This is a genomic window from Rhodococcus sp. IEGM 1351 (assembly GCF_030056875.1).
GTDB lineage: Bacteria > Actinomycetota > Actinomycetes > Mycobacteriales > Mycobacteriaceae > Rhodococcus_F > Rhodococcus_F opacus.
Genome location: NZ_JASHKU010000016.1, coordinates 34629 through 47283 on the forward strand (window position 1 = coordinate 34629; position 12655 = coordinate 47283).

Genomic DNA, 12655 nt, shown 5'->3' on the forward strand with positions numbered 1-12655 from the left:
TGGAAGGAAAACCCGATCATGACCGACCTTAATCTCCGAGCAGCACGAATCCAGCCCCGAGGCATCGTCGCGATCAGCATTGCGGTGGCAATCACCGCAGGTGAGTTTGCGCTGTCTTTCGCTATGCAACGCGACGTCGCATTGCAAGCGGGTATTCCCCATTCACTCGCGTGGATCTTCCCCGTGACCGTCGATGGCGCAATCCTGGGCGCAACGATCGCCGTCGTTGCGCTCAGGATGATCAACCGCAACGACGGGCGGCGCAATGCAACCGCAACGCATTCGGTGGGGAGTGCACGTCTCTCCCTCCGGGGCGTCCGTTCACTGACGACTGACCAATAGAGAGACCCCTGCCGATTAGTGCGGTAGGGGCCTCGTCGACCGGGACCCCGTGGAAGGAAAACCCGATCATGACCGACCTTAATCTCCGAGCAGCACGAATCCAGCTCCGTGGCCTCATTGTGGCGTTGCTCTTGGCGATCACTTTTGCGGTGGGAATCACCGTTGGCGCGTTCGTGCTGTCTTTCGCAGTTCTGCGTGATCTCGCTCAGCAGGCTGGCATTCCGTACTCACTCGCGTGGATCTTCCCACTGATCGTCGACGGCGCAATCCTGGGCGCAACGATCGCCGTCGTTGCGCTGAGCAAGATCAGCGGCAATGCGGCAGGTAAGAAGTTCTTCATGGCGCTCGCTGTCGTCGTGGTGCTCATTAGTGTCCTCGGCAACGCGTACCACGCAGATCAATGGGCAACCCGCTCTGCACAGAAGGTCGCCGCTGGAGTCGATCTGGGTTACGCGCCTCTCTCCCCGACTGGAGCTGCGCTCATTGCGATCATCGCGCCGCTGTTGGTCCTAGCTTTTACCCACGGCGTCGGCGTCCTCATCAAGGCGATTGGAAACGCCCACGCCGATTCCAACGCGTTCATCCAAGAATCTCGCGACCAGGAACAGCAGGCGAACGAGCTGGAATCCGAACGCCACAACGATCCGATTCGGCAGGCCCCGTCGTACTACGAGCGCAATAGGGCAGACGTTGCATCGATGCCTGTTGCTGACGTGAGTGGTGTTGCCCCGAACGACGTTGCCAACGACGTTGCGGCCACGACCCGAGCAAGCGTTGCAAAGGCGGCGACGCGAGCGACATCAGTCGTCGACGACGCCGGGCTGGTTGAGAGTCAGGCAGACATTGCGGCCGCTGTTGAGCCTGCTGTTGCGGCGGGTTCCGCACCGATCGTTGCGGACGCCGACAGCGTTGCCGAGGTTGACCAGGGGGAGTGGGGGGTCGTCCGCAATGCGCCGGACGAGGACTCCCAGGAGATCTACGTGTTGCCGGACGAGGAACAGACCATCGAGAACCTCCTCGACTTCATCGACAACTGCGATGACTTCGAGCCCGTCGTCAAGGAAACTGCCCGTCTCCGAATCACCCAGAACCTCAGCTACGCGGAAATCGCGACGACTACCCGGGCCAAGGCGGCGTCCACCGCAATGCGTCGCTTCGTCAAGGTCGAGCAACGTGCCGTGGAGGCCGGATTCCGGACCCCGCCGCTGCCCGAGGTCGACGACGCAACTGATGGCCGCATTGCGGCAACGCCTGACCAGCAGTACGCATTGGTGGGGGCACGCTGATGTCCCGCCCGGGCAAGGGCGGCGACGATCAGTTCGCGCTCTTTGACCTGACCGCCGGCGAGGCGGACGAGGAGGAGGTGCCGACGGACGTCGGTGCGGCAACAACGACCACCGAATCCGACGTTGCGGTGCAACACTCACCCGTTGCGGACGCAACAGAAGCCCATATTGCGCTCCAGGAGGTCGGTGACGACGCAACGTCGGAGGCGGACGCAACGGACGCCGGTGTTGCCGACGATGAAGTCGAGGCACCCGCAACGTCGACGCCGGTGTGGGAGTCGTTGCCGGTGGGGGAGGAAGCCGACGGGCACGCCCTGATCGTGACCGCTGCGGGCACGTACACGCCGTCCGGGCGTGAGTTGACCGGTCCGGTCGATTCTGTCGAGAAACTGGACAAGCTGATTCGCTGGGCTTCCCTGACACCGCTGGGTGCCCCGCCTCAGGTGTGGATCGTCGGACAGGTCGCGTGCGAGGCATTGGGGTGGGTGATCGATCCGGGCAGCGAAGACGACTTCGACGACATGGAGGCGCTGCGCACGCGCGCCGCCTCCGGCCTGACCGCCGTCCTGCAGGCCACCCTCACCCCGATGCTCAACGCAGGATGGGAGCTGCGCGGCGATCCCGGGCACGTCGTGCACCTGTCCCGCAGCATCGGCAAATTCACCTCGATGGTCGACGTAGTGATCGAACCGTACGTGTGGACATACTGGAACAAGGACTTCGGCTGGAACAACCGGGTCGGCGAGATGGGCATCCTCGGCTCACCCACCGCCGGAACGTATCTCCCCGACGACGACCTGCCGGCCGCACGTGAACTCGGGCGCCGGCTGGCCTGGTCCGCGAAGAACCTCGGCGTGCTCCCAGGGCCGACCCCGGCCCGCACCGGCGCCGCGATCCTCGACAAGATCAAGCGCGAACGCACCCGCTCAGGCAAAGGCATCGTTGTGGCAACCACCGGCCCGGTACCACCGCTCGACGGGCCCCCACGCGGCGACCTCGAACCCGCGGTCGGCTGGACCCGAGTACCCGACGCGCAGGATGTGGACGGGGCGAGCCGGTTGGTGTCCATCGACCAACGCGCCGCCTACCTCGCATCCGCCGGCATGCTCGAATTCGGCTACGGGCAACCCCAGCACCTGACCGGCGGGGCGGCGACAGCTGCGACGGTGGGGGACAAGGGGGCCCCGTTTGGCCTGTGGCGGATCACCCTGCCGCCCGCGCAGACACTGTCGCTGCCCGAGAAACTCCCGTTGCCGCACCCGCACATGCTCGCGGACCAGCCGGTGCAGACGTGGGTCACCTCGGTCAGCCTCGACGCCCTGCGGGAACCGGTCGCTGATGGGGGGATCGGCGCCGACCTCGACGACCTCGACATCACCGAGGCCTGGGTCTACCCACAGCAGGGCCGGACGCTGGACAAGTGGGCCAAAATCCTGCGCGAGGCCCGCAAGACGGCGGTGGACACCGAGGACGCCGCAATGAAGAGCTTCATCGGCTCCTGCTACAAGGGCTACATCGGGCGGATGGTCAACCCGGACATGTGGACTGCCAAGCAGATGCAACACCACCACCAGCCTTTGTGGCGTGCGGCGATCATCGCGCACTGCCGGTGGCGCGGCCGCCGCGTGGCGATGCGGATCGCCCGCCAGCACGGCCGCTGGCCGGTCCGCACCGTCACCGACTCCTGGGTGTACCTCCTCTCAGGAGGTGAGGACATCGCCGACGCAAGCGACGCTTTGGGGAAGATGTCGGTCGAGAAGGACGTGGTCCTCACCGACACACTCCTGTCCGCCTTCACCTCGGCCCAGGACGTGCACGATGTGAATCTGGCGATCAAGGCCGCCTTCGCCGACGAAGACGAAGAGGAGGGGGATCTTTGATGGCCCTGCATCTTCCGAAGCCGCGCACCAAGAAACCCGCACAGGAGGCGGTCGGCCTCGACGGCCTCAAAGTATCCGTCGCCAACGCCGCAACCAGCGGCGTCGAAAAATCCAAGCAGGTCAAGAGCGGGGGCCTGGCAGGGCTGACCAGCAAGGTCTCCGTCAAGCAACTGCGCAAGGAACTCGGCAACGAGGGCCTGCGGCAGGCCGCGATCGATGCCGGCCGCACACCCCCGTCCGCTCGCACGCTGCGCCGGTGGGCGCAACAAGGCCGCATCCCCCACCCGGACGTCGTCGAACGAGCCCAACGACGTGCCGCGATCGAACGCCTCGGCGGCATCGATGCCGTGGCCGCCAAGATCGGCCGGTCCCGCTCCGCCGTCTCCCGATACCGATCCGGGGAAACGAACGAGTTGCGTGCCGACGCCAGCAAGAAACTCAAGAACGTCAAGGCGCAGGACATCATGAAACGCGCCGGCGTGCTGCGCCCGGACGGAACACCGAAGAAGGCGGTCATCCGCGTCAAGGGCGGCGTCATGGTCCGCAACGGCGCCGACGAGGGCTACGACTACCGCATCCGCACCCTGGACTTCGCGAACTCCGATACCCCGTTCACAAGTGAAGAGTCCCGCGAACTCGCCGCCGCACTGGCCAACGACGATCACGCCCGCGTCGTCGCGTTGCTCGAGCGGCACGCCACCCTCGACTACCCCGAAAACAAGGGCTTCGACACGTACAGCGACCAGTTCGGATTCCACTTCGACCACATCGACTCCGTCCACATCGACTGGATCTAACATCCAGCCGCAGCCTCCCAGGCTGGGCAGACTGAGTTATCCACAGGGCTGCTGGAGATTTCCGCGCCAACTCACGACACTGTGCCCCTCACCTCGACGTGGGCATGGCCGGCTGGGACAAGCGGTACTGCCTACCGACGGGTGCACCACCACTTGTCCGCCGGGTAGATGAGGTATCGATGCCTGCCACACGTCCGACCGCTCGCCGCGTACTCGCCGCTGCGGTGACCGCGACGGTCGCCACCGGAACGGCCGCGCTGACCGCCCCTGCCATCGCACACGCAGACCCGGCGGGGTGCGCCGCCACATACAACCTGTTCATCCCCGGAACCTGGGAAACCAACGAGACCGCGGACCCCTCGGTGCCGGTGGGCATGCTCAAACCGATCGCCGACGCCATCAAGACCACACAGGGGGCCCGGGCCGAGGTCTACACCCTCCCGTACATGGCCCGCGCGTTCGACAATGGCCACACCTACGCCGACAGCAAGTCCGACGCACGCGCAAGGGCAGACAGCGTGCTATCCGATGAGGCAAGCAGGTGCGCGCGAACGAAGTTCACGATCACCGGCTATTCCCAGGGCGCGGACGCGGCCGGTGATCTGGCCTCCGCCATCGGCAACGGCAACGGCCCCATCCCACCCGAACGAGTACTCGCAGTCGGACTGTTGGCCGACCCCGGTGCCGGCACCAAAGGCGCCGCTGTCGTCGGTCCGCGCTCGACCGGGACCGGCATTGCCGACCCGCGCCCGCAGGGGATGGGCAAACTCTCCGGACGCGTCGCGTCCATCTGCTACTCCGGCAAGGACCTGTATTGCTCGATCCAGAAGGGCTCGAACCCCCTGCTCGGATCGCTCGGCTCCATCCTGAGCAAGTCACCGAGCACCGGTACCGATGCTGCCGCGGCAGGCGGAAATTCGACCGTTGCTACCGCATTGACCTCGGACTTCTCCAAGGCCGACCTACCCGGGATCGGCGCGAACACCACGTCGTTGGCCCAGCAGAGCAGCGCGAGCACGATCGACGTCGCCCAGGTCGCGAAGTCCGCCACCTCGTTGATGAACACGCTCACACCGGTGGCCGATCTGATTGCGAGTGGCGCCGCGAACTCTGCAGCCACCACACAATTGACCACCGCAGCGCCCGGCACGGCTGAGCACGCCGCCGGACAGGTCCTCGGCGTCGCGTCTCAAGCGGATCTGTCGAGCGCACTGACCACCGCAGCGAAACTCGCGGACACCGCGTCGTCGCTGGTGCAATCGGGGACCACCACCCTGCCGTCCGCCTCGCCGGACGCGACCGCATTGTCGACCGCGGCAGGGACACTGAGCACCCAGGTCGCACCGCTGGCCGCCACGCCCGCCGACGCGCTCTCGTCCGCATCGAGTGTGCTGTCGGTGCTCAAACCGAGCGTCGTCGTCGGCCAGGCGCTCAATGTGGTGACGAACGTGACCGCCCTCGACCTCCCCGCCATCCTCCGCAACCTGACCCTGCTCCCGCAGAAGGTCGCCGCCCTCGACGCGCGCGGGGCACACCAGATCGCGGGGGAGCTGAACAACCTTTTCTCGCCGTTGGTCCGGCTGGCCGCGGGTGTCGACCTGCGGTGGGTCTCCCAGATCCTTTCTGTCATTCCCGATCCGACCGGGTACACGCAGATCGCCGCCCTGGTGACCTCGATCCTGGGGAACGTTGACATCGTCCGGCTTGCCAATCTGGTCGGTCAGATCCAGGAAATAGCCTGGGCGGCCGTCGAAAAGCTGCTTCCACCCCCTGGACAGATACCTGACCCGCTCGGCGCCGGAGCGGCAATGACCGGGCTGCTGCCGGTCGGTCTCGATCTTGCCTCCGTGGCGGTGAACATGCTCAGCGGGAAAGCCACCAAGACCGACGTGGCGCTCCTGGGCAAACAGACGAACACCGCCTCCAACGCGATCACCGCCCAGGCACAGAACGTCGACCTACCCGGCCTGACCGGATCGTTAACCACGATGGCCAGCACCCAGGGCGCAGACGACCTCGCCGCCCTGGTCGGAGAAGGACTGAACGCCGCGAGCTTCTTCACCTCCGGTGCGCACACCGACTACGGAAATCTCGTCGTCGACAACGCCGGCCGCAGCGCCATCAAGTGGCTCTCCGACTGGCTCAACCTACAAATCGGCCGGGCTGCGTGACCCGCCTCCGACACCGAATCTGCACGTAGAGAGGCGAACTGTCATGACTACCCACCGATCACACAATCCCGCCGCACGGTGGATTTGGTGCGCACAGTGCCGACAACGCGGCTACCTCGCTCGCGGCGACGCCAAGAAGGTCCGTAAGCAGCGCCACCACGGCGCCAAAGGACTCGCGGTGTTCGCCTGTCCGCACAACCCTGGCCAATTTCATGTCGGCCTCCGCCCAGCCGCGCTCGGCAACGGCACGCTCACGCGAACGCAGCTGCGCCGGAACCAGCTGGGCCTGTTCACCGACGGCGCGACCGCGACCAACTGAGGAGAACTGATGGCGAACAAGTTCCGGGCGTTGGCCGGCGGCTCCATTCTGGCCGCTGCGGCGCTCGCGCTCGTCGGCCAGCAGAGCGTGCTTGCCGTCGTCACAGACATGAACACCACCTTGGCTGACGTCTTCACGGTGGCCGACACCGAAGAACCTGCACCTGCCCCAACAGATGCCGCACCAGGCCTCGACCAGCTGATTGCCGCGCTGACCGTTGTCGACGAACTTCCCACAGTGCCCGGATACGACCGCGACTGCGGCAAAGGGAACGGCTGCGTCTTCGGTCCATCCTGGACCGACAACTACACCGGCCCGGACTCACACAACGGCTGCGATACCCGCAACGACATCCTCAGATCCCAGTTAAGCGACGTGCGATACAAGCCGAACGCCCATGACTGCAAGGTCATCTCGGGCACACTCATCGACCCTTACACCGGCACCACGATCGCGTTCTCGACCGAGAAGCCCTCCGCTGTGCAGGTCGATCACGTCTATCCCCTCGCGAGAGGATGGCGAGCCGGAGCCGCCACTTGGACCCCGGAACAACGCGTCGCCTTCGCTAACGACACCGCCTCGAACTTGATTGCATCCGAGGGCAAAGCGAACCAGGCGAAATCGGACCAGGGGCCGGATACCTGGCTTCCCCCGAACACCGCATTCAGGTGCGAATACGCGCAGAAATACCTGACGGTCGCCGCCAAATACCACTTGGCCGTCACCGCCGGCGACGTCAACGCAGCACGCCGTGAGTGCACCCGACCAGCCGAAACATCAACAACGACAAGAAGGAGTCTCAGATGACCCTCAACGCCGATGGAGTCCAACGTGAACTCCCTATCGACGAACAATGCGTAAGCGGGCTGAGGAACCGCGAGCTGCGCCTGAGGCGCGCCGACAGGAAGGTCCTTTGTCGTGTAGTACGGCAGAAGGGGAGTGAGCAGTTCTTCGTCGGTGGGTTGCTGGGAATCCAGATAGCTCTCTTCGTGCTATTTGCAGGGGTTCTCAGTACTTTGAGCGATCAACTCGATTTGCCGATCCTCCGAAACCTCGCCGCACTCGCGCTTTGCGGAGCCGTGTTCCCCGTCGTCATGCAGATCCTCCGGTCGGTACTTCATTCCTTCAGGCCGATCCGCACCTGGCTTACCCGCCGCGCCAAGACTGCCCAGGACCGCGCCGAACACGTGTTGTCCGAGATCTCAGAACGAACAGCGCAGGTGACCGCCTGACAGGCTGGCCCCCAAAACCCTTGTCCCCAACCGAGACGGTATGGAGAACGACACGAACAACAACGCTCACCGGTCACTCAGACCGGTGCCAACGCTGTTTGTGAAAGGAACACACACCATTCCTCTCTTCATGTGGATCTTCTACGCCTCCACGCGGGCAGGGGCGGTGTTGTGTTGGGGAGACTCTCTCGACTTGCAAAGGACGCCCGCGGAGGGTCGATCCTGACTTCTCCCCCCGAAGTTGATGTGTGCCATGCTGGGGGCACAGTACGTGAAAGCTTGGGGGAGGCATGGCTGTTCAAACACTGACGCGATCCGGTGGAAGACATGGCTGGACGATCCGTTGTGATCTGTGCGAGCACCGGTTCACCGCCGCAGTGGCTGGCCAATCCGACGCGTGCAGCTTCGCGCAGACCAACGGGTGGATCATCGACGGCACCACACGTTGCCCAATGTGCGCGGCAACGCAGTCGGCGGCGGACCGACCAGGATGAACCTGCGGCCGGGCCGCAGGCGGAGCCGTGGTAGACCAGTCGTCAGCGAAAGGGAGAGGCGATGGGGGAGTCCAACCGGTCGGGACGGGTACTTGGCATGGTGTTGTTCTGGTGGAGTCACGGAGACGAACTCGCCAACCACCAACTCGGGCAAATCCTGACCCGAGCAGGATGTTTGGACGGGGAGATCACCGACGCCGCGGCCGTCGATCGTGCCCTGCGTGCCGTCGGTGACGAGCCTGCACTTGTGGCTGAGCTGGACGAATGGTGGCAAATGGTCGCGGCCCGCCGAAACGACAACACCACCCAGAATCCTGGTCTCAGCCTCGGCGGTTCGATCCGGCAGCTCACCGACCGCCTGGACGCGGACCGAGTTACCCCGGAGTCGATCGAGGAATGCCGCCGGCAGATCGCAGCTCTCGATACCCAGATCGTCAGTGCGAAAGACCTGCCCGAACTGGCCCACCCCGATGCCGAGATGCTCACCCTCCTCGCCCGCTACATGGAGGCGCGTTCACGGGTATTGGCAATGACCTCACGTGATCCAGTCACACGCGTAACAACTTGTGTTGAAATCGGTGGCAGCTTCGTGTTCTGTAGGCGTTGCGGGATCCTCCCCCCGAGCCCGCAATGACCGCTCTAGCCTCCCCTTGGCACCTGAGCGCGCCGGAAGCGCCCCAGTCTGGTTACCAGCTGGGGCGCTTCCTATGCCTTGTCGATCAGCCCATCCCCTCATGGGACGAACTGGAGCCGTCGATCATTCGTTTGAACTGGGGAAATGACACGTCCCCTTCACTGCGTGTCAAAGTCGAGAGGAAACGATGCGATGACGAGCGCCGCTGATCTCCGCCGGGTGAGTATCACCGAGGAAATTCACTCTCGGCTGTTCTCTGACTGCAAGCGCCCATCACGACCCGACCCCGTCCCTGGTCGACCTGAAACCGCTGGCGACGGGCGCACTTCGCAGCAAAGAGCGGAAGGCCACTCGCGACGTGATTCGCAGGATTTGCTGCCTCGGTTGCAGTTACGATGACGGACTACCGCGCTCTGTGCGCGGATGCCGGGCCCGTCAGTTTGAAACACACCGGAGGCTGGCGGGCCGCGGCTCATCCTGATCGGTCAGCGATCGAACTTGTCTGGAGTTGCCCACCGGTCCGCTTGAGGGTCGGGGCCGGCGCACGGAGGTATCCGGACTGTGGTGCGGCATACGCGGCAGAAGTACGTGCGGTGCCCTCCGTGCCCGGCGCTGGCGCACCCGCAGACCTCCCACCCGACCAGGCACGTTCCGCCGATCAAATCGTGACCGTTGGGGCACTGGCCAGGGGCGGTTTCTATGGACCTCACCTTCTAATCTTCGCACATATGTTCGACTTCGCTGCTATACTGGCTGTGCCCCGGTCCGGAGGGAAGCCGGCCGGGGCATAACTCCAGTTCAGAGACGTAAAACGCCTCGCGGGTCGACGATCGCGGAGCGCAATCGGCAGATGGGCGGAGCAGCCAACAGGCCGATCGCGCCGATGCTCGCGACCCTCGGAGCCCCTCCTCTGGGAGCGGACGAGCGTTGGGCTGCGGAGTTCAAGTGGGACGGCTGCCGCATCGTGGCTTCTACCTGCGGTGATTCCCCGGTTCGGTGGTCTCGGAGCGGTAGCAGCGTCGGGCAGTGCTACCCGGAGGTCGTGGAAGCTCTGGACAGTGCGGTCGGTAGTCGGCGAGCAATCCTCGATGGCGAACTCGTTGTGCTCGACGCTGAGGGGAGAGCCCGACCGTGCTCCGCGGCGATGGGCGAATGGACCTGACCGTATACCCGGACGGGCGAATCGATCTGAAGTTCGACCCGAAGAAATCAGACCAACAGCAGTAGGCGGACAGGCATCGCCACGTGGTTCTGCCGCCCGGTTCTCTCACTGCCCGCCATCAGTTCCCGACATACCGACCCAGGGGGGAGGGGACATGTCATCTCCCCAGTACTCTGCGCTCATGTGTCGCTCGAAATCACACGGAGCCCGCCGGTGCCCGGGGTGCGGTAGTTACAGTGCCGCAGCGAAAGCGAACGCGAACCGCCGGCACGGCCGTAACGCCCGGAAGAAGGTCGTCGACCACCTGAAAGAGCAAGGGATGGTCGAGACAGCGGCCGCGGTGCAGTCGGCGCCACCGAGCATTCTGCCGGAGTTGATGGCCGCGTTGGGCATCGACCAGTCGGTGCTGGGGGACACCCCGATGCCGAGTGTGCACGCGAACCCGCCGTCGGCGAAACTGCTGATCGCCCACGCCGAGGCCGAGCGGGCGAAGTTGACGGGCCCGCAGATCACCTCGGCGCAGGCAGCTCTCGATGAGGCCGAGCAACGCCTCGCCGACGTCGATGCCGAGGCCGAGGAAGCCCGCAAGGCGGTCAACCGAATTCGGGCCCGACTGAGGAAGGCCAAGAAGGCCGTCGAGGACGGCACCGGCTCACCGTCCGACGTCGCAACGAAGCAGCAGGACCTCGACGACGTCAAGCAGGCGCATCTCGACGCCAAGCGCAGGCAGGTCGAGGCCCGGGAAGATCTGGACGCGGCGAAGTTCGGGATGCGCGACGACATGGCCACTGGCGCCGAGCGTGATGCGTACTATGCCTCGCTCTCGGATGACGAGGTCGATGCGATCGCCCGGTCGGTGAACCGCCGCGCCGCACCAGAAGCCGCAAAGGCACTGGCCGAGGGCGGACAGCCGACCCTGTCGTCGACACCGCGGGACACCAGCGTCTACAACGCCGGCACCATCGCGATGGAAACCGGGTCCGGTGTCACCGAGGTCGAGGGCCGTGTCCTCGATGGCGGCACCGCGATCTACCGGCGCGGGTCCTCGGATTTCATCATTCTGCAGCGCAAGGGCGACGCCTACCATCCAGTGGGCCAGGCCACCGGCAAGAACGATGCCCTCGCGAAGGCCAACTGCATTCCCGTCCTGTCGGAACCAGAAGCGCTACCCGCGAACGCCACCGAGCTGCAGAGACAGGCGCACGCCATGAAGGGAGACGTGGCACTCGAAGTGGCGCGTCGAGCTGCCTCAGGTCTCGCGTCCACTCCGGCCGCGCAGCAGGCGGTCATCGATGAGGAGATGGCCGAGTCGAAGGACAAGTTGACCGATTCCGCCGGTGGAGGCCCGGTCCGCGCAGACATCCACGACGGCATCAAACGGCACCGGCGGACGTTGCGGCAACAGTCTGCAGTAAAGGCTGGCGAGCAGGCGCGCGCGAAAGCCCTCGCCGATGGCGCCAGCAAGGCGGAGGCCGACGCCGCCTACGCCAAGGCCCACCGCCGGGCACTCGGTACACCGACCCTCGGTGGGGGCACGATTCCGCATTTCGACCACGAGATCCCTCCGCAGAGTCTCGGCGCGGACAAGCACGCCAGCCTCTGGCGGAGTGGAATCCGCGCCTACGGCAGGGAAACTGCCGACGACTACGTCGTGATCGCTCAGCGGGCCGGTGACCTGAAGTCGTGGGGCTTCCAGGTCGGGCCGGGGGGCCATGTGCAAACGTCGAACATCGGCGCGCTGACCACCTCAAACACAGCGTTCGTGCAGAAGGTATTGAGCTACAAGGAGCGCAGCGCACTGACGACCTACACCGGTGGCAGCTACCGCTCGATCAACGCCGCCATCACCGGCCGCGACGCCAACCCCTCTGGACACGTGAAGACCGTGGTGTCCCAGCTGGACTCAGCGTTCGACAAGTTCCGTGAGCACAATCCGAACACGACACCCATGACGCTGGTTCGCGGCACGCAGATCCCCAGCGGGTGGAAGGGCACCACCGAGGAGTACATCGACTCGACGTTTACCGTCGGTTCTAGGATGGAGATCGGCAAGGTGACCAGCTTCAGCACCAACCACGGCACCGCCCACAACTTCGCCGGCCACCCGCCGTACATGATGGTCGTCCGCACCCGCGACGGACTTCCCGTCAAGTCCATCTCCAACTACTCGTCCGAGGACGAGGTCGTCCTGCCGATGGGTACCAACCTGCGGTGCGTGAAGGTCGACCACCACGGCATCAGCGGCCGGCCAACGGTGTACATGGTCGCCGAAGACCTCGTCGCCGAGGCCGAAGACGGCGGCAGCTCCGCCACGAAGGTCGCCTAAATCCATATTCAG

General features: G+C 65.1%; 10 protein-coding genes and 1 pseudogene. All 11 read left to right on the forward strand.

Translation table 11 applies throughout. The annotated features are described in order from the left end of the window. Positions 1 to 18 precede the first annotated feature (18 nt). Positions 19 to 246: pseudogene (locus tag QM806_RS25745) on the forward strand (DUF2637 domain-containing protein); the annotation flags it as partial. 164 nt (positions 247 to 410) lie between these two features. Further along, positions 411 to 1628 (forward strand): DUF2637 domain-containing protein, encoded by a 1218-nt coding sequence (locus QM806_RS25750; RefSeq protein WP_283293224.1) that lies wholly within the window; start codon positions 411 to 413, stop codon positions 1626 to 1628. Next, positions 1628 to 3508, forward strand: coding sequence for a hypothetical protein (locus QM806_RS25755; protein ID WP_283293225.1), 1881 nt, complete (start codon positions 1628 to 1630; stop codon positions 3506 to 3508). The genes QM806_RS25750 and QM806_RS25755 overlap by 1 nt, the downstream gene beginning before the upstream one ends. Further along, positions 3508 to 4305 carry a hypothetical protein gene (locus tag QM806_RS25760; RefSeq protein ID WP_283293226.1) on the forward strand — a complete coding sequence of 266 codons (798 nt, stop codon included), beginning with the start codon at positions 3508 to 3510 and terminating at the stop codon, positions 4303 to 4305. The genes QM806_RS25755 and QM806_RS25760 overlap by 1 nt, the downstream gene beginning before the upstream one ends. 179 nt (positions 4306 to 4484) lie before the next feature. Next, complete coding sequence (locus QM806_RS25765) at positions 4485 to 6476, forward strand: cutinase family protein (protein ID WP_283293227.1); 1992 nt, start codon at positions 4485 to 4487, stop codon at positions 6474 to 6476. Positions 6477 to 6519: 43 nt separating this feature from the next. Then, a complete protein-coding gene (locus QM806_RS25770; protein ID WP_283293228.1) occupies positions 6520 to 6795 on the forward strand; it encodes a hypothetical protein in 276 nt (91 codons plus the stop codon). A gap of 9 nt (positions 6796 to 6804) precedes the next feature. Next, positions 6805 to 7602: an HNH endonuclease family protein gene (locus QM806_RS25775; RefSeq protein WP_283293229.1), complete on the forward strand. Its 798-nt coding sequence runs from the start codon at positions 6805 to 6807 to the stop codon at positions 7600 to 7602. Beyond that, positions 7599 to 8027 (forward strand): hypothetical protein, encoded by a 429-nt coding sequence (locus tag QM806_RS25780; RefSeq protein ID WP_283293230.1) that lies wholly within the window; start codon positions 7599 to 7601, stop codon positions 8025 to 8027. The genes QM806_RS25775 and QM806_RS25780 overlap by 4 nt, the downstream gene beginning before the upstream one ends. A gap of 669 nt (positions 8028 to 8696) precedes the next feature. Continuing rightward, positions 8697 to 9155 (forward strand): hypothetical protein, encoded by a 459-nt coding sequence (locus QM806_RS25785; protein WP_283293231.1) that lies wholly within the window; start codon positions 8697 to 8699, stop codon positions 9153 to 9155. An 883-nt stretch (positions 9156 to 10038) separates the two neighbouring features. After that, on the forward strand, positions 10039 to 10317 hold the full coding sequence (locus QM806_RS41775; protein WP_502943891.1) for an ATP-dependent DNA ligase: 279 nt from the start codon (positions 10039 to 10041) through the stop codon (positions 10315 to 10317). Positions 10318 to 10636: 319 nt separating this feature from the next. Beyond that, entirely contained in the window at positions 10637 to 12643 is a 2007-nt protein-coding gene (locus tag QM806_RS25790; RefSeq protein WP_283293232.1) for an ADP-ribosyltransferase, read from the forward strand. Positions 12644 to 12655 lie beyond the last annotated feature (12 nt).

What these genes read in the sequence shown, in the direction of transcription:
- QM806_RS25770 (WP_283293228.1), top strand. Translation starts at nt 6,520, where the DNA reads ATGACTACCCACCGATCACACAATCCCGCCGCACGGTGGATTTGGTGC.
- QM806_RS25765 (WP_283293227.1), top strand. Translation starts at nt 4,485, where the DNA reads ATGCCTGCCACACGTCCGACCGCTCGCCGCGTACTCGCCGCTGCGGTG.
- QM806_RS25760 (WP_283293226.1), top strand. Translation starts at nt 3,508, where the DNA reads ATGGCCCTGCATCTTCCGAAGCCGCGCACCAAGAAACCCGCACAGGAG.
- QM806_RS25775 (WP_283293229.1), top strand. Translation starts at nt 6,805, where the DNA reads ATGGCGAACAAGTTCCGGGCGTTGGCCGGCGGCTCCATTCTGGCCGCT.
- QM806_RS25780 (WP_283293230.1), top strand. Translation starts at nt 7,599, where the DNA reads ATGACCCTCAACGCCGATGGAGTCCAACGTGAACTCCCTATCGACGAA.
- QM806_RS25790 (WP_283293232.1), top strand. Translation starts at nt 10,637, where the DNA reads ATGGTCGAGACAGCGGCCGCGGTGCAGTCGGCGCCACCGAGCATTCTG.
- QM806_RS25750 (WP_283293224.1), top strand. Translation starts at nt 411, where the DNA reads ATGACCGACCTTAATCTCCGAGCAGCACGAATCCAGCTCCGTGGCCTC.
- QM806_RS41775 (WP_502943891.1), top strand. Translation starts at nt 10,039, where the DNA reads ATGCTCGCGACCCTCGGAGCCCCTCCTCTGGGAGCGGACGAGCGTTGG.
- QM806_RS25755 (WP_283293225.1), top strand. Translation starts at nt 1,628, where the DNA reads ATGTCCCGCCCGGGCAAGGGCGGCGACGATCAGTTCGCGCTCTTTGAC.